The 1406-nt window shown below is 36.1% G+C and carries 1 protein-coding gene; it reads right to left on the bottom strand.

Annotation, left to right across the window (positions count from 1 at the left end):
• On the bottom strand, positions 1-1372 hold a 1372-nt coding region (locus CDZ78_RS19750; protein ID WP_140414252.1), incomplete at its 3' end, for a site-specific DNA-methyltransferase.
• Positions 1373-1406: the final 34 nt, after the last annotated feature.

Below are 1406 nucleotides of genomic sequence, written 5' to 3'. Positions count from 1 at the left end.
AATCTAAAATAACTTGGGTGAGTAAATCATCAGGGGTTCGCTCTTCCTTAATATTGCTTGCTAAAGAAAATAAGTTATCTTGAGATAGCTGTTCAGGGTGGTAATAGACTTCTTCCATATTACTTGAGCCTGTCTTATAGACGCGAAAGCCAATATCCAGTTTATCAATCCCTGCTTTATCTTGATTGTCTTCGACTATTTTAGTACCAGCGCGGCGGATGCGTTCTTTGCCTATTTCTGCAATAGTTTTATAGCCTGCTTTATAGGCTTCGGATTTTTCATCGGTTGCTTCGGGGAGCTGCACCATAATGAATTTTCGGTTTCCGTTGTCTTCCGCATTGAGTTGCATGACTGCGTGAGCTGTGGTGGCGGAGCCTGAGAAGAAGTCTAGGATTATGTCTTTATTTAAAGTATTATATTTCGCAAAGCTTTTAAATAATGTTATTGGTTTTGGATTGTCAAAAATATCCTTTCTTTTGAATAATCTGGTAATTTCATTGGTTCCTCTAGCTGTCCCGCCAATCGTATAAAGGATACTCCTAAGCTTTTTTACTTTACCCTTAGAAGGGTCAAAGTATATTTTCTCATAAGGAATCCAAGCGTTTTCTTTTTTAATAAACTCAATAAAATTATTTTTAATTAAATCATTCATTAGATCCACCCCAATTCGCCACCTTCCATCTGACCCATCAGGGGAAAATGGAAAGTTTTCATTCCCTTCAGGATCTATAATTGGATAATACATTGATGGACGGTCTTCTCTTCTTGCAGTATTCCCCCATTTTGCCAATTTAACTCTATTATATTTTCCGATGGCATCTTCTTTATTAAAATCATTTTCATCTGCTATTAGAATTTCATCATTCCATATAAATGCGCCTGTTTTTTGATAGATGAGGATATATTCGTGTTCAGTAGCAAAATAATCATCTGCCATTCCGCCGCCTTCTTTTTTTCTCCAAATTAATAAGCCTAGGAAATTTTCTTCACCAAATATTTCATTTGAGACCTTAATTAAATTATCTATTTCTTGGTTTGCAATACTGATAAAGATAACCCCATCCTCTTTCAGTAAATCCCGTGCAATAATCAGCCGCTCATACATCATACTCAACCAATCAGAATGAAATCTGCCGTTGGTATCGGTATTTTTAAACAGCTTGTTATCTTCCTCATCTGTAGTGCCAAGCTCTTCTTCATAAGTTGCCTTTTTAGCTGTAAAGTTATCTTTATAAATAAAATCCTTACCTGTGTTGTACGGTGGATCAATATAAATCATCTTGATTTTACCTAGGTATGACTCTTGTAAAATCTTCAATACCTCAAAGTTATCGCCTTCGATATACACGTTTTCTGTGCTATCAAAGTTCACGCTGTCATCTCGGCACGGACGTAGAGTTTTAGTA

Origin of the sequence: Bathymodiolus platifrons methanotrophic gill symbiont, from assembly GCF_002189065.1 — a bacterium.
Classification (GTDB): Bacteria; Pseudomonadota; Gammaproteobacteria; order Methylococcales; family Methylomonadaceae; genus Methyloprofundus.
This window is presented reverse-complemented; position numbering and strand designations above follow the sequence as displayed.